This window comes from Streptomyces sp. SPB162 (assembly GCF_029504575.1).
In the GTDB taxonomy this organism is placed as follows: Bacteria; Actinomycetota; Actinomycetes; order Streptomycetales; family Streptomycetaceae; genus Actinacidiphila.
This window is the reverse complement of the sequence record NZ_JAQFII010000001.1, coordinates 6,453,385-6,473,701: the sequence shown is the minus strand read 5'-3', so window position 1 is coordinate 6,473,701 and position 20,317 is coordinate 6,453,385. Positions and strand designations below refer to the sequence as shown.

The following is a 20,317-nucleotide window of genomic DNA, read 5'->3' as shown; positions in this document are numbered from 1 at the left end:
ACGATGAGAGGCATCGCGTCGGCAGGACCCGCACGGCGCGGACGCGTCCGCGCCTGCGTGGTCGCGGTGGCCGGCGCCGGGCTGCTGCTGCCGCTGGCCGGCTGCGGAGGGGACGCGGGCGCGGACGGCGGCAAGACCGTCACGGTTCACGTCGGCTACCAGTCGAAGACGATCAACACGGTGACGGCGGGGACGCTGCTGCGTTCGCTGGGGTACTTCGAGCGCACGCTGGGCGAGCTGGGCAAGCGCGACGGGGTGACGTACAAGGTCGACTGGCAGGACTACGCGACCGGCGCGCCGATCACCGCGCAGATGATGGCGCGGAAAGTCGACATCGGGTCGATGGGCGACTACCCGCTGCTGATCAACGCGGCGCGCGGCCGGCAGATGAAGGCGCAGACCAAGCTCGTCTCCGTCACCGGCTACAACCTGCGTGGCGGCCTCAACATGGTCGTCACGAAGCCCGATTCGACGCTGTCCTCGCTGGCCGACCTGCGCGGGAAGAAGGTCTCGACGAGTGTCGGGTCCGCCGCCGACGGCACGCTCGTACGGGCTCTGCGGAAGATCGGCATCGACGCGGAGAAGGATCTGCACAAGCTCAACCAGCAGCCCGCGGTGGGCGCGTCGTCCCTGCAGTCCGGCGGCGCCGACGCGCTGTCGCAGTTCGTCGCCTGGCCGGGCCTGCTGGTCTTCCAGGGCAAGGCCAAGCCGCTGTACGACGGTGCGGCGCTGGACGTGCCGACGTTGCACGGTGTGACGGTGCGTGCCGCCTTCGCCGACCAGCGGCCCGCCGTCGTCGACGCGTTCCTCACCGCGCAGATCCAGGCCACGCAGTACCTGCACCAGCACCCGCTGGACGCCGCACAGCAGGTGGCGAAGGCGACCGGGCTGCCGCCCGAGGTCGTGTACCTCTACAACGGCGCCGGCGGCATCGCCGCCTTCGACCCGACGCTGAAACCGCAGCTGCTGAACGCCCTGAAGCAGGACGTGCCGGTGCTCGCCTCGGCCAAGCTCGTCGACTCGGTCGACGTGGACGGCTTCACCGACGACCGCTATCTCAAGCGGGTCTACGGGGCCGGGTACGCCCAGGCCCTGGCATCCACCGCCAATCCGGCGCCGGTCACCGGCACCGACCCGGTGTGCGGGGGCCAGGCGGCCGATCCGGCGACGGCGAGCGAGAGCTGGCTGTCGGGTGACGAGCGGACGACGGCGTTCACCACGCCGAGCTGCCTGCTGCGGTACGTCAAGCAGCACCCGGGGAAGGTGCGGGCCGGCTACGTTCCCGACGCGCTGACCGGCACCCGCTGGTTCGCGAACTCCTCGGTGTGGGTCGAGGACGCGGCCGCCGCCCCCAGCGCCCGCTTCCAGCCGTTCACCACCCCCGCCAACGCCGGCGCCTGGATCGCGCGCCACCCCGGCACCCGGGTCGTCGGTTACGACGCCGCCCTGCGGGAGTCGCCGTGACGACGACGGGTTCCAGCCCGCGCTTCGGAAGCCTGCCGTGGGGCCGCTACTGCGTGCGCGCGGCCTCCCTGGCCGCGTTTCTCGGACTGTGGCAGGTGCTCACCGCCCGGCGGGTGACTCTGTGGGTGCACTTCGAGCAGTTGCCGACGGCCGTCCAGGTCGGACGGGAGTTCGGCACCCGTCTGACGGGCGGCCCGTACTGGCAGGACCTCGGCGACAGCCTGGTGCGGATCGTCTCTGGCTTCGCCCTCGCCGCCGTCCTCGGAGTGACGGTCGGTACCGCGATCGCCCGGTCGCGGGTCGCCCGCGACATCCTGGGGCCGGTGCTGGAGGTGCTGCGGCCGATCCCGGCCATCGCGCTCGTACCCGTCGCGATCCTGCTGTTCCCGACCAACGAGCAGGGCATCGTCTTCATCACCTTCGCCGCCGCGTTCTTCCCGATCATGGTCAGTACCCGGCACGCGGTGCGGGCGCTGACCCCGGTGTGGGAGGAGGCCGTGCTCACCATGGGCGGCAGCCGGTGGCGGGTGCTCGCGCAGGTGGTGCTCCCCGGGGCGCTGCCGGGGATCCTCGGCGGTCTGTCGGTGGGCATCGGGGTGTCCTGGATCTGCGTGATCTCCGCCGAGATGATCTCCGGCGAGTACGGGGTCGGCTACCGCACCTGGCAGGACTACACGGTCGTGGACTACCCCGGCGTGCTGGTCGGCATGGCCACCATCGGTGTCCTGGGGTGGATCACCTCGGCGGCGGTGGAGCTGCTGGGGCGACGCGTGACGCGCCGGCTGCCGCGGACCGAGTCGGGTGACCGCGACCGGGCGGGCTACCGGGCCGGGTACCGCGCCCCGGCCGCGCTGAAGCGCGAGGCCCTGCCCGAGCCCGCGACCGCAGCGGTGACCGAACCCGAGCCCGAGAGCGAGAAGGTGCACCAGTGACCAGCACCCGCGTCACCTCCGTCGGCGCCACCTCACCGGCCGCGCCGACCACCCCGGCGCTGCCCGGCGTCCGGCTGATCCTCGACGACGCCACGATCGGCCGTTCCGGCAGACCCGTGCTGGCCGGGCTCGGCCTGGACGTCGCGCCGGGCGAGCTGCTCACGGTCGTCGGCCCGTCCGGCTGCGGCAAGTCGACACTGCTGCGCACCTTCGCGGGGCTGCTGCCCGCGCTGGACGGCCAGGTGAAGCAGGACGGCGTGCCGATCGTCCGGCCCGGCGCCGACCGGGCGCTGGTCTTCCAGGAGGACGGCCTGCTGCCGTGGCGCACGGTCCGCCGCAACGTCGAACTGCCGCTGGCGATACGGCGGGTGGGGCGCGCGGAACGCCGTACCCGGGCGGCCGACTGGCTCGAGCGCGTCGGGCTCACCGGCCGTGAGCAGGAGCTGCCGCACCGGCTGTCCGGCGGACAGCGGCAGCGCGTACAGCTGGCCCGCGCGCTGGCGGGCGAGCCGCGGGCGCTGCTGATGGACGAACCGTTCGGCGCGCTGGACGCGCAGACCCGGGCCGGGATGCAGCAGTTGCTCGTCGAGGTGCTGCGCTCGTCGCGCGCCACCGTCGTCTTCGTGACGCACGACGTGGACGAGGCGGTGTTCCTCGGCGACCGGATCGCCCTGCTGGGGACGGACGCCGAGCGCCCGGTGCGGCTCCTGGACGTCCCGCACCCGCGTGAGCGCGCCGCCCACGGCGAGCCGGGGACCGTCGCGCTGCGCCGCGAGGTCCTGCAGTCCCTCGGCAGCTGAACTCCCACCCTCCGCCGTACAGCCCCCGAACCAGCACGTGAAAGGCCCCCGATGGACATCCCCGCACTCCACGACGCCGAGGAACTCCGCTGCGACGTCCTGGTCATCGGCGGCGGCACGGCCGGCACCATGGCGGCCCTGACCGCCGCGGAGAACGGCGCGTCCGTGCTGCTGCTGGAGAAGGCGCACGTCCGGCACTCGGGCGCGCTCGCGATGGGCATGGACGGCGTCAACAACGCCGTCATCCCCGGCAGCGCGGAGCCCGACGACTACGTCGCCGAGATCACCCGCGCCAACGACGGCATCGTCAACCAGGTCACCGTCCGCCAGACCGCCATGCTCGGCTTCGCCATGGTGCAGCGCCTGGAGCGCTACGGCGTGAAGTTCGAGAAAGACGAGCACGGCGAGTACGCCGTCCGGCAGGTGCACCGGTCGGGGAAGTACGTGCTGCCGATGCCCGAGGGCAAGGACGTCAAGAAGGTCCTCTACCGGGTACTGCGGCGGCGTGAGATGCGCGAGCGGATCCGGATCGAGAACCGCGTCATGCCGGTGCGGGTGCTGACGTCCGGCGGCCGGGCGGTCGGGGCCGCCGGGTTCAACACCCGCACCGGGCAGTTCGTGACGGTCAGGGCCGGCGCGGTCATCCTGGCGACGGGCGCGTGCGGCCGGCTCGGCCTGCCGGCCAGCGGCTATCTGTACGGCACCTACGAGAACCCGACGAACGCCGGTGACGGCCACGCCATGGCGTACCACGCGGGCGCCGAACTCAGCGGGATCGAGTGCTTCCAGATCAACCCGCTCATCAAGGACTACAACGGCCCTGCCTGCGCCTACGTCGCCAATCCGTTCGGCGGCTACCAGGTCAACCGGCACGGTGAGCGCTTCGTCGACTCCGACTACTGGTCGGGCCGGATGATGTCCGAGTTCGCCCGCGAGGTCGCCTCGGAGCGCGGGCCCGTCTACCTCAAACTCAGTCACCTGCCCGAGGAGTCCCTGGCCGCGCTGGAGACGATCCTGCACACCACGGAGCGGCCGACCCGTGGCACCTTCCACGCCGGGCGCGGCCACGACTACCGCACCCACGACGTGGAGATGCACATCTCCGAGATCGGGCTGTGCGGCGGCCACTCCGCGTCCGGCGTGTGGGTCGACGAGCACGCCCGCACCACGGTCCCCGGGTTGTACGCGGCCGGCGACCTGGCCTGCGTGCCGCACAACTACATGATCGGGGCCTTCGTCTACGGCGATCTGGCGGGCGCCGACGCCGCCACCGCGCACGAGGTCTTCGAGGGCGAGCTGCCGGCCGACCAGCTGCGGGACGCGCACGAGCTCGTCTACCGGCCGCTGCGCCATCCCGAGGGCCCGCCGCAGCCGCAGGTCGAGTACAAGCTGCGCCGGTTCGTCAACGACTACGTGGCCCCGCCCAAGAGCGGCGCGCGGCTGTCGCTCGCGGTGGAGACGTTCCAGCGGATGCACGGCGACATCGAGTCGATGGGGGCCCGCACCCCGCACGAGCTGATGCGCTGCGCGGAGGTCTCGTTCATCCGCGACTGCGCGGAGATGGCGGCCCGCTCCTCGCTGGCGCGCACCGAGAGCCGCTGGGGGCTCTACCACGAGCGCACCGACCATCCCGTGCGCGACGACGCCGACTGGCTGCACCACCTCAACCTGCGCAAGGGCGCGCGCGGCGAGATGGAGTTCCTGACCCGGCCCCGTCGCCCCGTACCTCGTGCCGGTGGACGGCTTCGAGCCGGACGGCGACCGGACGGTGCGGGTGATCGGCGAGGTGCACCCGGAGCAGGTGGCCACGGCGGGGCCGCGCGACGTGGCACCGGTCGGCTCGGGCACCGAACTCTTCCGTCCGACCGGGACCGCCGGCGGCACCGCGGCGGCCGGCGCCGGGTCGCCCCGGATCCTGGACCTGCTCGCGCTGGCCGAGGACCAGCCCGGGCTGTCCGACATCGAGCCGTATCTGTCCGACCCCGATCCGGCCGTGCGGCGCACGGCGGTCACGACACTGACCGAGACGTCGCCCGACGGCACGGGACCCGCTCTGGCCCGCACGCTGGCCGACCCCGACGCGGGGGTCCGCGAGGCGGCGGCCGCGTCGCTGCTGGAGCTGGTCGAGGTGCTGCCGGGCGATGAATCCCTGCGGACACCGCTGGTGGACGCTCTGGGCGTGGACGATCCACGGGCCAGGGCCGCCGCCCTGTACGTGCTTCGGGCGCTGCGGCTGGGCGACGCGGTGTTGTTCGGCGGCACGCTGGACGACGCGGACATCGAGGTGCGGATCGAGACCGTCCGCGCCCTGCTGTCGGTCGACGCCGTCGACGTCCTGGCGCGGGCGGCCGCCGACCCCTCCCGCGAGGTGCGGGTCGCGGTGGCCAAGGGGCTGGGGACGGTCGACGGCGGGCTGCCCACGCTGAAGGGGCTGATCCAGGACGGGGACGTGCTGGTGCGGGCCGCCGCGCTGGAGGCGCTGGCGGGCGCGGGCTGCCCGCCGCCGCTGGACTCCGCGGCGGCGGCCGCCCTCGACGACCCGGCCTGGCAGGTCCGCAGGGGCGCCGCCGCCGCGCTGGGTGCCGCGGATCCCGTGCTCGCGCTGCCCGCCCTGCTGGCCGCCGTCCGCGACCCGCACGCCGACGTCCGCAAGGCCGTCGTCCTCGCGCTGCTCCCGCACGGCGGCGGCCCAGGGCCGGTCCGTGAGGCGCTGGCCGCAGCGGCGGACGACACCGACGCCGATGTCCGCGCCTACGCCCGGCGGGCCCTGGAACCGGCCGCCGGGTGAACGGACGCGCCGGGGGTCAGCCCTGCGTCAGCCCCCGGCGCTCCAGCAGCGGCTCGATCCGCGGTTCACGGCCGCGGAAGTTGCGGTAGGTGGTGAGCGCGTCCACGCTGCCGCCCTTGGAGAGCAGTTCCCGCCGGAACGTGTCGCCGTTGGCCCGGCGCATGCCGCCGTTCTCCTCGAACCAGTCGACGGTGTCGGCGTCCAGGACCTCGCTCCAGATGTAGGAGTAGTAGCCCGCGCTGTAGCCGTTCGAGAAGACGTGGGAGAAGTAGGCGGTGCGGTAGCGCGGCGGGATGGCGGGGACGGCGATCCCGGCCGCCTTCAGCGCGTCGGCCTCGAACGCCTGGGCGTCGCCGGGCTCGCTGCCGGCTCCGATCGTGTGCCACGCCCAGTCGAGCAGGGCGGCGCCGAGGTACTCGACGGTCCTGAAGCCCTGGCCGAACGTGTCGGCCTCCGCCATCCGCTCGACGAGCTCGGCGGGCATCGGCTCGCCGGTCTCGTGGTGCTTGGCGTAGTTGGCGAGCACCACGGGCCGCAGCGCCCACATCTCGTTGACCTGGGACGGGTACTCGACGAAGTCCCTGGGCACCGCGGTCCCGGCGAAGAACGGGTAGCGGACGTCGGAGAACAGCCCGTGCAACGCGTGCCCGAACTCGTGGAAGAGCGTGTTGACCTCGGCGAACGTCAGCAGCGCGGGCTCACCGGGGGCGGGCTTGGCGATGTTGAGGTTGTTCACCACGACCGGGCGGGTGCCGAACAGCCCCGACTGGCCGACCAGCGCGTTCATCCAGGCCCCGCCGCGCTTGGAGTCGCGGGCGAAGAGGTCGGCGAGGTACAGGCCCAGCGGCGTCCCGTCCTCCTCGAACACCTCGAAGACCCGGACGTCGGGGTGGTAGCCGACCAGGTCGGTGCGCTCGGTGAACCGCAGCCCGTAGACCTGCCCGGCGGCGAAGAACACCCCGTCGTGCAGGACCCGGTCCGCCTCGAAGTAGGGGCGCATGACGGCGGCGTCGAAGTCGTACCGCTCCTTGCGCACCTGCTCCGAGCGGTAGGCCCAGTCCCACGCCTCGATGGCGCCGGTGTCGCTGAGCTCTGCCAGCGCGGCGGCCTCCCGCTCCGCCATGGCGACGGCCGGCCGAACGAGCCGGTGCAGCATGCCGGTGACCGCCTCGGTGGTCCGCGCCGTCTGGTCGGCGACGACGTAGGCGGCGTGGCTGTCGTACCCGAGCAGCGCGGCCCGCTCGGCGCGGAGCTTCGCCATGCGGACGGCGAGTTCGCCGTTGCTGTCGGCGGCACGGCCCAGCGAGCGCTCCAGGAGCCGCCGGCGCACCTCGCGGTCGTCGAGGGAGGCGAGTTCCGTCTGGTTGGAGAAGTTCTTCAGGCTGATGACGTACTTGCCGTCGTGTCCGCGGGCCCGGCCGTTCTCGGCGGCGGCGGCGATGGCGTCGTCCGAGAGCCCGGCGAGGTCCTCCGGGCCGTCCAGCACCAGGGCCGCGGCGCGGGTCTCGTCGAAGACGTTCTGCTGGAAGGAGGTGGCGGCGCCGGCGAGCTCGGCGTTCAGTTCGCGCAGCCGCTGCTGGTCCTGGGCGGAGAGCTGTGCGCCGGCTCGCAGGAAAGTGGTGTGGTACCGCTCCAGCAGCCGCAACGCCTCCGCGTCCAGACCGAGTTCCGCGCGGCCCTCGTGGAGCGCGGTGATCCGGGCGAACAGCCCGGCGTCGAGGTGGATCGCGTCGCTGTGCGCGGCGAGCCGCGGATTGAGCCGCGTTTCCAGTTCCTGCACGGCCGGGTTGGTGTCGGCCGAGGACTGGTTGAAGAACACGTTTCTGACGCGCCGCAGCAGGGCCCCGGAGCGTTCCAGCGCCACGATGGTGTTCTCGAAGGTGGGCGGATCCTGGCTGCCCGCCACCGCCGCGACCTCTTCCAGCTGCTCCGCGAGACCTCGCTCGAACGCCGGGAGGTAGTGCTCGTCGCGTATCTCGGCGAACGGCGGCAGCTCGTACGGAAGCGTGCTGGGGCTGAAGAATGGATTCGTCGTCACCTGATCGACCCTACGCCGCGCCCCTGCTCATCACGGGGAACGAGGGGGATCGTCCGGACACCCCTGTCAGGCACATCCCCGACAGCCGCCGGGCGGGTTCGCGAACACGAGCCCGCCCGGCGACCGGGGACAAGGGGTACCGGTCGTACGGATCAGCCGCCGCTCTTGCGGCGGAACTCGCGCTGTCCTCCGGCTCGCCCGTGGGCACCGTGGATCTTCGAGCTGTCCGGTCCGCCGCCGGCGGCCGCGGCGCTCTTGTTGCCGCCGCGCTTGCGCTCCAGGGCTTCACGGAACTTGCGCTTGACCTCGTCCTCGGCCGGCTCGGCCGCGGCGGACGCGTCCGCAGTGTCGGGCACCTCGGTCGCCTCTTGGTCTGATGCCTCGGCAGTCATGGGGGCCTCCTGGTTTCGTTCGGTTACGGGCCAAGCCTCGCATGCCCGGCCGCGTACGACACACTGCAATACCGCCGGCGGGACGCCGGACCGCTCTCGCGAAGGACGTGTGCGATGACCTGGATGCTGTACGGCGCCACCGGATACACCGGACGCCTGATCGCCCGGCGGGCGGCGGCCCGCGGTGAACGGGTCGTCCTGGCAGGTCGCAGCATCGCCAAGGTAGCGCCGCTGGCGGCGGAACTCGGCCTCGAGCACCGGATATTCGCCCTGTCCGACCCGGTCGCGCTGCGGCGCGGCCTGGAGGGCGTCGAGGCGGTCGCCCACTGCGCGGGGCCGTTCTCGGCCACGGCCCTTCCCATGGCCCTGGCCTGCATCGAGACCGGCACGCACTATCTGGACATCACCGGCGAGATCGAGGTCTTCGAGCAGCTGCACGCCCTCGACGGGCAGGCCCGCGCCGCCGGAGTCGTCCTACTGCCGGGCGCCGGCTTCGATGTCGTGCCGACCGACTGCCTGGCCGCCACGGTCGCCGCCGCCCTGCCCGGCGCGGACCGTCTCGACCTGGCGATCCTGGTCGGCGGGACCGCCAGTCCCGGCACCGCCAAGACCGCGCTCGCGGGGCTGCTCGACGGTGGACGGGCCCGGATCAACGGCGCGATCAGCCCGGTCCCGATGGGCTGGCGACGGATCCGGGCGGCGTTCCCGTCGGGGCCGCGGATGGTCACCTCCATCCCGTGGGGTGACGTCAGCACCGCCTTCCATTCGACGGGAATCCCCAACGTCACCACCTATATGCCGCTGCCGCCGGGCGCCGCCGCCTTCAGCAAGGTGATGCGGCTGCGACCGGCGCAGGTCCTGGCCCGCGCCGCCGTCGGCGCCCTGGTGCGCGGGCCGGGCGAGAAGGCGCTGGCCGGAACGCGCTCCGAGGCCTGGGCGCGGGCCGCCGATCCGGAGGGGCGCAGCGCGCAGGCGACGCTGACCATGCCGAACAGCTACGAGCTGACGGTCGAGTCGGTTCTGCGGATCATGCCGCGGCTCTCCGGTCTGCCGCATGGGGCGCAGACGCCCTCCCGGGCCCTCGGCGCCGGCTTCATCACCGAGTTCGGCGGCGTCACGCTCACGGAGACGGGAGCCAAGCGCGGCTGGTGACGCGTGGCGGCCGCTGTCGACGGCGGCCGTGCGCACGGCTGCCGTGCGCGCCTCAGTTGCCGTGCGCGCCCAGGACGAACAGCAGCCAGATGAATCCGGCCAGCAGGTGCGCGACGACGACGTAGATCATGACCCGCAGGACCACGGCCCGTTCCTTGCGCCGCTCGGTGCCCTCGCTGGTGCGCAGCTCCGGGGCGAGCGGTTCGTGGCGCGGGCGGCCGGTGGCGCTGTTGAGGACGACGGCGCGGGCCGGGGTGGCCGTGGTGTCGGTGGCCCCGGTGCGGGCGGTGTCGTTCATGTCAGGTACTCCGCTCTCTTCGTGTCCTTCGCGTCCTGCGGGGTGATGCAGAGGTTGGCCGCCTCGCTCTGCATGAGGGTGTGCAGGAAGAGCAGGTCGACTCCGCCGGGGGAGGCGGCGGCGAGGCGGTGCGGCACGAGCGAGTCGAAGTGCGCCGCGTCGCCGGGTTCCAGCACGTGCACGTTCTCCCCCAGCGAGAGCCGCAGTCGGCCCCCGGTCACGTAGAGCCACTCCTCACCGGGATGCACGCGGACCAGTCGGTCCTGCGCCTCGGGCGGTACGTGGACCCGCAGCGCCTGCATGGCCCGGCCGGTGCCACCGGCCCGCCAGTACGTCCAGCCCCCGGCGGGCACCGGCTCCATACTGTCGGCGCGTACGATGGGGAGCGGCTCGGCGGTCGTCTCCCCCAGCAGGTCCGAGACGGTCGTGCCGTACAGCCGGGCCAGCCCCAGCAGCACCGGGAGTGACGGCTGCCGGAGCCCGGACTCCATCCGCGACAGGTGCGCGGGAGAGAGTTCGAGCCGCCGGGCGGCGGCTTCCAGGGTGAGGCCGGAACGGCGACGCTGATCCTTCAGCCGGGGTGCGAGGACCAGCGCCTGTGCGGACGAGGTGTCGGTGTCCATGCCTCAAGAGAACAGCACCGTTGCCTCACTGGCAAACAATTTGCCTCAGAGGCAAGCCGCATCGATTCCCTGTCGGCCCCGTCCGGAATCAGGTCTGCCGCTCGGGCGCGTAGCCCTCCGCGTCCAGCCCGAAGGTCCAGGCGACGCCCTCCCGGGCGGTCGTGGTCGCCGGCGGGACCCGCAGCCAGTACGTCCGGTGCGTGCCGTCCGGCTCCGGGGTGGAATTGACCACCTCGACCATCGCCACCGACTCGTCGTCGGCCAGGTCGATGCGCCACAGGATCCCGGTCTCGTCGCGGGCCAGCGGCCGGGCTCCGGACTCCGCCAGATAGCGGTCGTACCCGTAGTACTCCAGCATCACGCGGCGCAGCTCGGCGTTCTCCTCCGTCCGTATCCGGTCCGGGGTGAGGCCCGCGAGGCCGGCGAGGAACGCGGCCGGCACCGGCATCCCGCGCCAGGCGTACAGCGCGAACCCGTCGGGGAAGGTGAGGGCGGGCCCGTCGCCCCGGTCCAGCCGGCCCGCCTCGTCCCGGTGCAGTTCCACCGGCCGCTCCGCTATCACCACGACCCGCTCGTACGGCCACCACCACCCGGCGTTGCGGGCCACCGCCGAGACGCCTTCCAGCGTGCCGGCCTCGTCGTCGAACGCGGCCAGCCAGGCCGCGTCCTGCTGCCCGAGCACCGCGTCCAGCAGCACCAGACGGACGGCGGCCGCGTCCTCGGGCTCCTCGGCGAGTGCCTCCACCACCCCGGTACGGATACGGTCGGCCAGCGAAGCCGTCGCGTCCCACAACTGGCCGCCGGTCAGCGCCCACCGCTCGGCCCAGCCCACGGGGCCGAGCGCGGTGTGGCGGCGCTGCCGCTCCGCGGCCCACGGCCGGGTCCGCACCGCGTCCCGCACACAGCGCCCCGTCTCACCCTGCGCCACCATTCGCATCGCGGTCGCGGCGGCCTCCAGCGGCGAACCGGTCCATATGACGCGCTCCGGGGCCGGCAGCCCGGCCTGCCAGTACGCGAGCTGTATCCCCGCCTCTGCCGCCGCGCGGTCCGCCGCCCCGGTCTCCGCCGCGACCGCCCGCCACCGCGCCGTCGTCTCCAGTGCCGTCGTCATCGCGTCCGCCCCCGCCCCTCGTCCTCGGTCACTTGCTCTTCCCCCCGCCGGTCGCGCTCCGCCGCCCCGCTCACCGTCAGTCCGCCACGACGCGGACGGCACCCGGCACGTACTCGCGCTGTCGCACCACCCGGAACCAGCCCTTGGGCAGCGGTATGGCCGCGTGCTCCTCGTGCACCACCCGCCCGCCGTCCGGGAGATGGAGGAACGCGTCACCGAACGGGCCCGGCTCGCGGACCAGGGTGCCGGGTCCGACCACCGCGTGCGCGTGACCGGTCACCTCGCCGAGCGCGAGCACCAGCCGCCCCCGTCCGTCGCGCGGCTGGCGCGCCAACGCCTCCACCCCGCGCGGCACTTCGTCCGCTCCCAACGGCATGATCAACACGTCCCCCTGCCGGTACACGGCACTCTCCCCTCCGCCGTCCGCACCCTGCGGCCGCCGATGTCCGAAAGCTACGCCGCCGGTCTGACAACGCCCGCCGACCGTGTTGTCAGTGCGGCTTGGTAGAACTCTTCTCAGATCAGCCGTCGGACCAGCCCGCCCGTGTCAGGAGACCCGCTTCATGTCAGCCGTAGAGCATCTGCAGGAGTTGCACGGCCTCCCCGCCTTCGACTTCCCCGGGCCGGACAGCAAGGACGAGCTGCCCGCACCGGACGCCGTCGCCTGGCGGCTCACCGCGGACCCCTACGACGACGACTCCGACGAGGAGTTCGGGGATGTCTGGGACCGGTTCCTGGACACGGTCGACCCCTCGCGCGTGCGGGCGATCATCATCGGGCAGTGGGGCGAGGCCTACGAGGACGACTCGACCGGCATCGTCGAGGACCTCGTCGACGCCAAGGACCGGCTGACCGCGCTGGAGGCCGTCTTCATCGGCGACCTGGAGCAGGAGCAGGCGGAGATCTCCTGGATCGAGCAGTCCGACGTCACCCCCGTCCTGGCCGCCTACCCGGAGTTGCGGGAGTTCGGCGTCCGCGGTGGCACCGGCCTGGAGTTCCCCGCGGTGCGGCACGAGCACCTGCGCACCCTGACGTTCGAGGCCGGCGGCCTGCCCGCCGAGGTCGTCCGCGGTGTCGCGGCGAGCGAGCTGCCCGCGCTGGAGTACCTGGAACTGTGGCTCGGCGTCGAGGAGTACAGCGGCACCGCCACCGTCGCCGATCTCGCCCCGATACTCGCCGGCGGCCGCTTCCCCGCTCTGCACCACCTGGGCCTGCGCAACAGCGAGATCCAGGACGAGATCGCCGCCGCGGTCGCCGCCGCCCCGGTGGTGGCCCGGCTCACCTCCCTGGACCTGTCCCTCGGTGTCCTGACCGACGAGGGCGCCACCGCGCTCCTGGAGGGCCAGCCCCTCACCCATCTGCAGTGGCTCGACCTGCACCACCACTTCGTCAGTGACCCGATCGCCCAGCGCCTGCAGGACACGCTGGTGCCTGCCGGGGTCGAGGTCGACCTGTCGGAACCGGGCCGGAGCTGGGACAACGACGGTGTCGTGCACCGCTTCACGGCGGTGGCGGAATGAGGGACTCCTTCGCCGGGCTTCCGGTGCACACTGTGACGCACCCGGTGGGCCCCGCGTCCGAACTCCCCGCCGCCGGCGACGTCGCCTGGGGACTGGAATGCGGCTACGGCAGTGACATCACCTTCCCGGACCTGTGGCGCGTGTTCCTGGACACGGTCGAAGCCGAGCGCGTCACGGCGCTGGTGATCGGCGCCTGGTGGGACAGGGACTACACGAGCCTGCGCCCGATCGTGGATCTGATCGTCTCCGACGCGTCCCGGCTGCCCGGCCTGCGCGCGCTGTTCCTCGCCGATGTGGAGGGCGAGTCCTGCGAGATCTCCTGGCTGTTGATGACCGACATCACCCCCATTCTGGAGGCTTTCCCGCTCCTGGAGGAGCTGGGAGTCCGCGGCGGCAACACCCGGGACGACGCCCTGGTCCTGGCACCGGTGCGGCACACCGCGCTGCGCGTACTGCGGTTCGAGTCCGGCGGCCTGCCGGCCGGCGTCGTGCGCGCCGTCGCCGCGAGCGATCTCCCCGCCCTGGAACACGTGGAGTTGTGGCTGGGCGTCGACGAGTACGGCGGGGATTCCACGGTCGCCGACCTCGCCCCGATCCTGGCCGGCGCCCGCTTCCCGGCCCTGCGCCATCTGGGCCTGCAGAACAGCGAGTTGCAGAACGAGATCGCCGCGGCCGTGGCCACCGCCCCGGTCGTCGCCCAGCTCACCTCGCTCGACCTCTCGATGGGCGTGCTCGCCGACGAGGGCGCCGCCGCCCTGCTCGCCGGGCAGCCGCTCACCCATCTCGCCCGGCTCGACCTGAGTCACCACTATCTGAGCGACGCGTTCATGGAGCGGATCAGCGCCGAGCTGGGCGCCGCCGGAGTCGTCGTCGACGTCTCCGGGCAGGAGAGCGCCGAAGTGGACGAGGACGAGGAGTGGCGCTATGTCGCCGTCTCCGAGTAGCCGCGCCGTCCGCTTCGCCGTCGTCGGCAATCCCGGCAACCGCCGGGTGACGATGTTCGCCGACGCCGTCCTCGCGGCGGGGCTCCCCGCGCCCCGGATCGTGGCCTGGCGCGATGTGCTGCGCGGAGCGTACGGGTTCACCCCGGGCGAGCTCGTGCGCGTGGACTCCCCCGGCGAGGACCCGGAGGTCGACCGGGCGCTGCGCGGCGGCGGTGATCCGACCCGCGTCGAGGGCAGCGCCCTGTGGTACCGGCGGTTCACCGACGCGGTCCAGCAGGTCGCGCGGGCCGCGGCGGAGGTGGGGGCGACGCTGCTCGACGATCCGCAGGACATCGCCGTACTGTTCGACAAACGGCGCTGCCACGCGCGGCTGCTGGCGGCCGGTGTGCACGTACCGCCGGCGCTCACCGGGCCCGTGCACGGCTGGGACGACCTCAGGGAGCAGTTGCGGGCGGCGCGCATGCCGCGCGCGTTCGTCAAGCCCGCGCACGGCTCGTCCGCGGCAGGGGTGGTGGCCCTGGAGTTCGGCGGGCCCGGCCGGCTCAGGGCCACCACCTCGGTCGAGAGGACCGCCGACGGGCGGCTGTTCAACTCGCTGCGTGTCCGGCGCTACGAGGACGAACGCGAGGTCGCCGCCCTGGTGGACACACTGGCCGGGGACGGGCTGCATGTGGAGCGCTGGCTGCCCAAGGCCGCCCAGCACGGCCGGGCCGCTGACCTGCGGGTCGTCGTGGTGGGTGGCAGGGCGACCCACGCGGTGGTGCGCACCAGCCGCTCCCCGATGACCAATCTCCATCTCGGCGGCTCCCGCGGGGACCTGGCCGCGGCGCGCGCCGCCACCGAAGCGGCCGGACTCGGCTGGGAAGCGCTCACGGGGATCAGTGAGCAGGCCGCGGCCTGCTTCCCCGGGACGCTCTGCGTCGGCGTCGACGTGCTGCCCGGCACCGGCTGGCGGCGCTTCGCGGTCGGCGAGGTCAACGCCTTCGGCGACCTGCTGCCGCGCCTGACGGGTCTGCCCGGCAGCGGCGCCGAGGAGCAGGACACCTACGCCGCCCAGGTCACCGCCGTCCTACGCAGGGAGCGCCACCGTGCCACCTCCGCAGCGTGAGCAGTTGGAGACGCTCGAGATGAACGAGATCGTGGGCAGTCACGACCTGTTGCTCGTCACCCTGGACACGCTGCGCTACGACGTGGCCCAGGAGCTGGCGGCCGCGGGCCGGATACCGCATCTCGCCGCCCACCTGCCGGCCGGTGGCTGGGAGCGGCGCCATGCGCCGGGCAGCTTCACCTACGCCTCGCACCAGGCGATCTTCGCCGGATTCCTGCCGACGCCGGCCACCCCGGGACCGCACCCGCGGCTCTTCGCGGCCCGCTTCGCCGGCAGTGAGACGACGGCGGACGGCACCTACGTCTTCGACACACCGGACCTGGTGTCCGGCCTCGCGGCGGCCGGGTATCGGACGGTGTGCATCGGCGGCGTCGGGTTCTTCAACCGGCAGGCGCCGCTGGGTTCCGTGCTGCCCGGCATGTTCCAGGAGAGCCACTGGGAGCCGGAGTTCGGCGTGCCCTCCCCCACCTCCTTCGAGGCGCAGATCGCCCGCGCCGAGCAGGTGGTCGCCGGGCTCCCCGACGAGCAGCGGCTCTTCCTCTTCGTGAACGTCTCGGCATTGCACCAGCCCAACTGGTTCCATCTGCCCGGTGCCACCCGCGAGGCGGGCGACTCCCGCGAGACGCACGCGGCCGCGCTGGAGTACGTGGACCGGCACATCGGCCGGCTCTTCGCGGCGGCGAGCAGCCGCCGGCCCTGCTTCGCGATCGTCTGCTCCGACCACGGCACCACGTACGGCGACGACGGCTTCACCGGCCACCGGCTCGGCCATGAGGCCGTCTGGACGGTCCCCTACGCCCACTTCTTCCTTGAGGCCGAGGCACAGCGATGAACACGCCGACCCCGCGCACCACGACGATCAAGCCGGCGGCCACCACCGGCGCCCGCCCCTACGAGAGTTACGTCTACGCCTATCCGCACAAGACCGCGTACCGCGCACTGGAGCCCCGCCCGGCGCTGCGTGACCTGTGGGCGGGCGAACCGGTGGGCGCGCTCTCCCTCTACGCCCACATACCGTTCTGCGAAGTGCGGTGTGGCTTCTGCAACCTCTTCACCCGGATCGGCGCTCCCGAAGGGCTGACCACCGCCTATCTCGACGCGCTGGAGCGCCAGGCGGGCGCGGCCCGCGAAGCGCTCGAAGCGTCCGGCGGCGCACCCCGCTTCGCGGCGGCGGCCTTCGGCGGCGGAACGCCGACGTTCCTCACCGCCGCCGAGCTGGAGCGGCTCTGCGACATCGCGGAGCTGCGCATGGGCGCCGATCTGCGGGCGATCCCGCTGTCGGTCGAGGCGTCGCCCGCCACGGCGACCGCCGACCGGCTGGCGGTCCTCGCCGACCGCGGCACCACCCGCCTCAGCCTCGGGGTGCAGAGCTTCGACGACTCCGAGGCGCGTGCGGCGGTCCGCCCGCAGCGGCGCGCCGAGGTCGAGGCAGCCCTGTCCCGGATCCGCGACGCCCGCATCCCCGTCCTCAACATCGACCTGATCTACGGCATCGACGGCCAGACCGAGCGCAGCTGGCAGCGGTCCCTGGACGCCGCCCTGGCCTGGGAGCCGGAGGAGCTGTACCTCTACCCGCTCTACGTCCGCCCGCTGACCGGCCTCGGCCGCCTCCATACGAACGCCGATCCGGCGGGAGCCGGCGCGGTGTGGGACGAGCAGCGGCTGCACCTGTACCGGTTCGGCCGCGACCATCTCCTGGCCCAGGGCTATGAGCAGGTGTCGATGCGGATGTTCCGCCGCCTGGGCGCACCCGCCACCGGCGGGGAGGACTACGCGTGCCAGACCGACGGAATGATCGGCCTCGGCTGCGGCGCCCGCTCGTACACCTCCGCGCTGCACTACTCCTTCGACTACGCGGTCGGCATGAGCGAGATCCGGTCGATCATCGACGACTACATCGCGCGCCCCGCCCGGGAGTTCGCGTTCGCCGACGTCGGCCGGTGGATGGACGGCGACGAGCCCCGTCGTCGCCATCTGCTGCAGTCGCTGCTCCAGGCAGCGGGCATGCCGGTGGCGGAGTACCGGGCCCGTTTCGGAACCGCGCCCGAGCAGGACTTCCCCGTCGTGCTCCGCCGCTTCGCCGAGGCGGGCCGGCTGGACACGACGGCCGGCCCCGAGCGGCTGCGGCTGTCCGCGGAAGGTCTGGCGCACTCCGACGCGGTCGGCCCGGCCCTGTTCTCGGACCCCGTCCGCGCCCTCATGGCCGGGTACGACGCGAAGTGAGCACTCCCCCGGACCATCCCGGCCTGGACCTGTCGATCCTCTACCGCGGCCCGCTCGCGAGCTGCGACTACGACTGCCCCTACTGCCCGTTCGCCAAGCGGCGCGACAGCCGCGAGCAGCTGCGTGCCGACCGCGCCGCCCTGGAGCGGTTCGCCGGCTGGGCCGCCGGGCAGACAACCGACCGGCTGTCGCTGCTGTTCACGCCCTGGGGCGAGGGCCTGGTGCGCTCCTGGTACCGGCGCACCCTCACGGAGCTGAGCCAGCTGCCGCACATCCGGCGGGTGGCGATCCAGACCAACCTCAGCTGCCGCACCGACTGGCTCGAAGAGGCCGACCCCGGCACGCTCGCCCTGTGGTGCACGTACCACCCCGGCCAGACCCCGTACGAAAGGTTCCTCGCCAAGTGCCGTGACCTGGCTGACCGCTCGGTCCGGTTCAGCGTGGGCGTCGTGGGCCTGCCCGCGCACCTCAACGAGGCCCGGAGGCTGCGCGCCGACCTCCCCGACCACGTCTACCTGTGGATCAACGCGGCCGAGGGCCATACGTACACTGACGCCGAGGCGGACGCCTGGACGGCCGTCGACCCGCTCTTTCCCTACAGCCGTCACCCGCACCACAGCGCGGGGCTGCCCTGCCGCACCGGGGAGTCGGTGATCTCGGTCGACGGCGAAGGCACCGTCCGGCGCTGCCACTTCGTCCCCGCCGAGCTGGGCAACCTCTATGACGGCTCGTACCGCCGGGCGCTGCGGCCGCGTGCGTGCCCGCTCGCCGTCTGCGACTGCCACATCGGCTACGTACATCTGGAGTCGCTACCGCTGTACGACACCTTCGCGGGCGGCGTGCTGGAACGGATCCCCGCGCCCGGCGGACCGCTCGGCCCGATCCCCGTCCCTGTTCAGCTCTTGCGGCCGACGCCGCCGTAGAAGCCGACCCGGCTGACCTCCTCGGCCGTCGGGGCAGTGCCGTCGGGCCGCCACATCGGGACCTGCACCAGACCGGGTTCGATGAGGTCGAACCCGTCGAAGAGCGGCTCGATGTCGACGCGCCGACGCACGTTCAGCGTGGCGCTGGCCTTCTCATAGATCTTGCTGACCTCGGGGAAGCTACCGCCGTGGAAGTCCGCCGTGGCGTGCGACATCACCAGATAGCTGCCCGCCGGCAGCGCGTCGCGCAGCGTGGCCACGATGCCGGCCGGGTCTTCCCCGTCGGTGACGAAGTGGAGGACGGCGATGAGCAGGACGGCGACCGGCTGGTCGAAGTCGATCAGTTTGCCGATCGTCGGGTGGTCCAGGATGGTGCGCGGCCTGCGCACGTCGGCGAGGAAGAACTCGGTGCTCCCGCTGCCGGTCATGCGGGCGCCGGCGTGCGTGGCCACGATCGGGTCGTTGTCGACGTACGCCACCCGCACGTCGGGGGAGACCGCCTGCGCCACCTCGTGGGTGTTGGGCGAGGTGGGGATGCCGGTGCCGATGTCGATGATCTGGCGGATGCCCGCCTCCGCCAGGAAGCGGACGCTCCGGTGCAGGAAGTCGCGGTTGGCGCGCGCCCCGGGGATGATGTCGGGGAGGACGTCGATGACCCGCTGAGCGGCGGTCCGGTCGACCTCGTAGTTGTCCCAGCCGCCCAGGTAGAAGTCGTACATGCGGGCCGGGTGCGGGATGCTGGTGTCTATCGCGTCGGCGGGAAATCCCTGGTCGGTCATGCCGTCCTCCGGTTCGGTTCTCTGTGCTCGGCTGCGACGGCAGCGTCGGCGGTTTCAGCAGCGGCGGTACGAACGGTCCTCACAGCAGGAAGTCCGCCGCACCGGCCTTCGCGCCCTGGATGAACGTGGTGATCTCGAGATTGGTGTAGATCAGTGCCGGGCCGTCGGGGTCGGTGGACTGACGCAGCGCCACCCGGCCGTCGTTCAGCTTCTTGGCCTCGACGCAACTGCCGCCGTTGCCGCCGCTCCACGGCTTGCTCCAGCCCTCGCGACCGAGGTCCTTGGCGGGCATGCCGTTGTATATGCGACCCATGGGTCAGATCTCCTTGCGAATGCCACCGAGGATGGCCTTGGTGCTCTGTGCCGGCGCGGCCTGCGCGCACATCCGGTCCAGCGCCTCCAGGAAGGCCGACACGTCGTCGCGTTCGTCGAAGTACGCACCGCCGATCAGGCTCTCCGTGTAGGCGATGTCCGGGAGTTCCTGGATCTCGAAGCGGAAGATGTGGAAGGGCCCGTACATCGCGGGGTGCGGGCCCGCCGTGAACGGCATGACCTGGAGCCGGACGTTGGGCATCGCGGTGACCTCGGCCAGGTGAGCGATCTGGGCACGCATGACGTCGACGCCGCCGATGGGGCGGCGCAGCACCGTTTCGTCCATCACGACCCACAGCAGGGGCGCCTTCTCCCCCGTGAGCAGCGCCTGCCGCTCCAGGCGCAGGGCCACCAGGCGGTCGATCTCCTCGACGGAGGCGTGCGGCAGCCCGGCCCACAGCACCGCGCGCGCGTACTCCTCGGTCTGCAGGAGACCGGGTACGTAGTGCGGTTCGTAGGCGCGGATGATGCTGGCCTCGCCCTCCAGACTGACGAAGGCGCTGAACCATTCCGGCAGGACGTCACGGAAGCGGTGCCACCAGCCGGGCCGGTTCGCCTCGCGCGCGAGCGCGAGGAAGCCGCTGACCTCGCTGGGAGAGGTGACTCCGTAGGTCAGCAGCAGCTTCTCGACGTAGGGCGGTTTCAGGCCGACCTCGGCCTTCTCCATCCTGCGGATCGTGGCATGAGTGACATCGAGGGCCAGACCAGCCTGCTCGTAGGAGAGGCCCGCCTTCTCCCGGAGGTCCTGGAGCCGTTTGCCGAGCACCACCCGCAGTACGGTCGGGGCGCCTCCCGGCCGTGCTTCCGCCACGAGTCTCCTCCTCCAACTTCCTACGGTGGTACGCAGTGT

21 protein-coding genes and 1 pseudogene are annotated in these 20,317 nt (G+C 72.6%); 13 read left to right on the top strand and 9 right to left on the bottom strand.

The annotated features are described in order from the left end of the window. Positions 1-3 precede the first annotated feature (3 nt). The 6 genes and pseudogenes from M2266_RS29200 to M2266_RS32475 all read left to right on the top strand — a co-directional run bounded on the left by M2266_RS29200 (position 4) and on the right by M2266_RS32475 (position 5,984). Positions 4-1,464, top strand: coding sequence for an ABC transporter substrate-binding protein (locus tag M2266_RS29200; protein WP_277441408.1), 1,461 nt, complete (start codon positions 4-6; stop codon positions 1,462-1,464). Continuing rightward, complete coding sequence (locus M2266_RS29195; protein ID WP_277440883.1) at positions 1,461-2,396, top strand: ABC transporter permease; 936 nt, start codon at positions 1,461-1,463, stop codon at positions 2,394-2,396. The genes M2266_RS29200 and M2266_RS29195 overlap by 4 nt, the downstream gene beginning before the upstream one ends. 74 nt (positions 2,397-2,470) lie before the next feature. After that, positions 2,471-3,196, top strand: a complete 726-nt coding sequence (locus tag M2266_RS29190; RefSeq protein WP_277441407.1) for an ABC transporter ATP-binding protein — start codon at positions 2,471-2,473, stop codon at positions 3,194-3,196. A gap of 51 nt (positions 3,197-3,247) precedes the next feature. Further along, positions 3,248-5,341, top strand: a complete 2,094-nt coding sequence (locus M2266_RS29185) for a fumarate reductase/succinate dehydrogenase flavoprotein subunit (RefSeq protein ID WP_346780937.1) — start codon at positions 3,248-3,250, stop codon at positions 5,339-5,341. Next, a pseudogene (locus tag M2266_RS32480) lies at positions 5,223-5,621 on the top strand (HEAT repeat domain-containing protein); the annotation flags it as partial. The gene M2266_RS29185 and the pseudogene M2266_RS32480, both read left to right, overlap by 119 nt. A gap of 24 nt (positions 5,622-5,645) precedes the next feature. Further along, entirely contained in the window at positions 5,646-5,984 is a 339-nt protein-coding gene (locus M2266_RS32475) for a HEAT repeat domain-containing protein (protein WP_346780964.1), read from the top strand. Positions 5,985-6,000: 16 nt separating this feature from the next. Here the strand turns inward: M2266_RS32475 and M2266_RS29180 are convergent, their stop codons facing one another. Next, a complete protein-coding gene (locus M2266_RS29180; RefSeq protein WP_277440882.1) occupies positions 6,001-8,022 on the bottom strand; it encodes a M3 family metallopeptidase in 2,022 nt (673 codons plus the stop codon). Between the two features lie 152 nt (positions 8,023-8,174). Beyond that, positions 8,175-8,414, bottom strand: a complete 240-nt coding sequence (locus M2266_RS29175) for a DUF5302 domain-containing protein (protein WP_277440881.1) — start codon at positions 8,412-8,414, stop codon at positions 8,175-8,177. 114 nt (positions 8,415-8,528) lie between these two features. Here M2266_RS29175 and M2266_RS29170 point away from each other — a divergent pair, with 114 nt between their 5' ends. Continuing rightward, positions 8,529-9,566, top strand: a complete 1,038-nt coding sequence (locus M2266_RS29170) for a saccharopine dehydrogenase NADP-binding domain-containing protein (protein ID WP_277440880.1) — start codon at positions 8,529-8,531, stop codon at positions 9,564-9,566. A 52-nt stretch (positions 9,567-9,618) separates the two neighbouring features. Here M2266_RS29170 and M2266_RS29165 read toward each other — a convergent pair whose 3' ends face one another. The 4 genes from M2266_RS29165 to M2266_RS29150 all read right to left on the bottom strand — a co-directional run bounded on the left by M2266_RS29165 (position 9,619) and on the right by M2266_RS29150 (position 12,001). Further along, on the bottom strand, positions 9,619-9,864 hold the full coding sequence (locus M2266_RS29165) for a DUF6126 family protein (protein ID WP_277440879.1): 246 nt from the start codon (positions 9,862-9,864) through the stop codon (positions 9,619-9,621). Next, on the bottom strand, positions 9,861-10,487 hold the full coding sequence (locus M2266_RS29160; protein ID WP_277440878.1) for an XRE family transcriptional regulator: 627 nt from the start codon (positions 10,485-10,487) through the stop codon (positions 9,861-9,863). The genes M2266_RS29165 and M2266_RS29160 overlap by 4 nt, the downstream gene beginning before the upstream one ends. 88 nt (positions 10,488-10,575) lie before the next feature. Next, a complete protein-coding gene (locus M2266_RS29155) occupies positions 10,576-11,598 on the bottom strand; it encodes a DUF6745 domain-containing protein (RefSeq protein WP_277440877.1) in 1,023 nt (340 codons plus the stop codon). 76 nt (positions 11,599-11,674) lie between these two features. Further along, positions 11,675-12,001 carry a hypothetical protein gene (locus M2266_RS29150; protein WP_277440876.1) on the bottom strand — a complete coding sequence of 109 codons (327 nt, stop codon included), beginning with the start codon at positions 11,999-12,001 and terminating at the stop codon, positions 11,675-11,677. Between the two features lie 160 nt (positions 12,002-12,161). On the opposite strand from M2266_RS29150, the gene M2266_RS29145 reads away from it, so the two are divergent. Genes M2266_RS29145 through M2266_RS29120 form a run of 6 tightly spaced genes read left to right on the top strand, consistent with a single transcriptional unit; the run spans position 12,162 to position 18,316 of the window. Next, positions 12,162-13,118: an STM4015 family protein gene (locus M2266_RS29145; protein ID WP_277440875.1), complete on the top strand. Its 957-nt coding sequence runs from the start codon at positions 12,162-12,164 to the stop codon at positions 13,116-13,118. Beyond that, positions 13,115-14,062 (top strand): STM4015 family protein, encoded by a 948-nt coding sequence (locus tag M2266_RS29140; RefSeq protein WP_277440874.1) that lies wholly within the window; start codon positions 13,115-13,117, stop codon positions 14,060-14,062. Before M2266_RS29145 ends, M2266_RS29140 begins: the two co-directional genes overlap by 4 nt. Then, positions 14,043-15,170, top strand: coding sequence for an STM4014 family protein (locus M2266_RS29135; protein ID WP_277440873.1), 1,128 nt, complete (start codon positions 14,043-14,045; stop codon positions 15,168-15,170). Before M2266_RS29140 ends, M2266_RS29135 begins: the two co-directional genes overlap by 20 nt. A gap of 19 nt (positions 15,171-15,189) precedes the next feature. Then, positions 15,190-16,002: an STM4013/SEN3800 family hydrolase gene (locus tag M2266_RS29130; RefSeq protein ID WP_277441406.1), complete on the top strand. Its 813-nt coding sequence runs from the start codon at positions 15,190-15,192 to the stop codon at positions 16,000-16,002. Further along, positions 15,999-17,393 (top strand): STM4012 family radical SAM protein, encoded by a 1,395-nt coding sequence (locus M2266_RS29125; RefSeq protein WP_277440872.1) that lies wholly within the window; start codon positions 15,999-16,001, stop codon positions 17,391-17,393. Before M2266_RS29130 ends, M2266_RS29125 begins: the two co-directional genes overlap by 4 nt. Before the next feature lie 23 nt (positions 17,394-17,416). Next, a complete protein-coding gene (locus tag M2266_RS29120) occupies positions 17,417-18,316 on the top strand; it encodes an STM4011 family radical SAM protein (protein WP_277441405.1) in 900 nt (299 codons plus the stop codon). Here M2266_RS29120 and M2266_RS29115 read toward each other — a convergent pair. The 3 genes from M2266_RS29115 to M2266_RS29105 form a co-directional block, all read right to left on the bottom strand. Beyond that, positions 18,289-19,095, bottom strand: a complete 807-nt coding sequence (locus M2266_RS29115; protein WP_277440871.1) for an SAM-dependent methyltransferase — start codon at positions 19,093-19,095, stop codon at positions 18,289-18,291. The two genes, M2266_RS29120 and M2266_RS29115, sit on opposite strands and share 28 nt — an antisense overlap. Positions 19,096-19,174: 79 nt before the next feature. Continuing rightward, positions 19,175-19,408: a DUF397 domain-containing protein gene (locus M2266_RS29110; protein ID WP_277440870.1), complete on the bottom strand. Its 234-nt coding sequence runs from the start codon at positions 19,406-19,408 to the stop codon at positions 19,175-19,177. Positions 19,409-19,411: 3 nt separating this feature from the next. Continuing rightward, positions 19,412-20,278: a helix-turn-helix transcriptional regulator gene (locus M2266_RS29105; RefSeq protein WP_277440869.1), complete on the bottom strand. Its 867-nt coding sequence runs from the start codon at positions 20,276-20,278 to the stop codon at positions 19,412-19,414. Positions 20,279-20,317 lie beyond the last annotated feature (39 nt).